This window comes from Streptomyces sp. DH12 (assembly GCF_020873895.1).
Classification (GTDB): domain Bacteria; phylum Actinomycetota; class Actinomycetes; order Streptomycetales; family Streptomycetaceae; genus Streptomyces.
In genome coordinates this window covers 1-384 of sequence record NZ_JAHWGT010001707.1, presented here as the reverse complement: position 1 = coordinate 384, position 384 = coordinate 1, and the positions used below count along the sequence as shown (strand labels likewise).

Below are 384 nucleotides of genomic sequence, written 5' to 3'. Positions count from 1 at the left end.
CGGACGCCTGACCCGCCCGGCCGGGGACCGCCCGGGTCAGTGGCGGCGGAGTCGGCCGGCGATGGCGTGGCCGATGCTGTGTTCTCCCGGGGGTGCCCCCCGGACCCCCCTGATCACGCGGCGGGGGTGGAGGGCCTGGAGCGGTCCGGGTCAGTGGCGGCGGAGTCGGCCGGCGATGGCGTGGCCGATGAACAGGTAGACCACGGCGGCGAGTCCGTAGCCGAAGACGACCCGCGCCCACTCCTCGTCGAAGGTGAACAGATCACGCGACCAGGCCGCCAGCCAGTTGGACGCGTCATGGACGTACCGCACCAGGTCGTTGGCCCGGTTGGCGTCCAGCAGGTACATCAGAATCAACAGTCCGAGGATGACTGCCATCACGTC

1 protein-coding gene is annotated in these 384 nt (G+C 70.8%); it reads right to left on the bottom strand.

All coding sequences use genetic code 11. The features are described 5' to 3' along the window. Positions 1 to 150: 150 nt before the first annotated feature. The coding region (locus LPA54_RS41835; protein WP_228985567.1) for a hypothetical protein at positions 151 to 384 on the bottom strand (234 nt) is incomplete at its 5' end.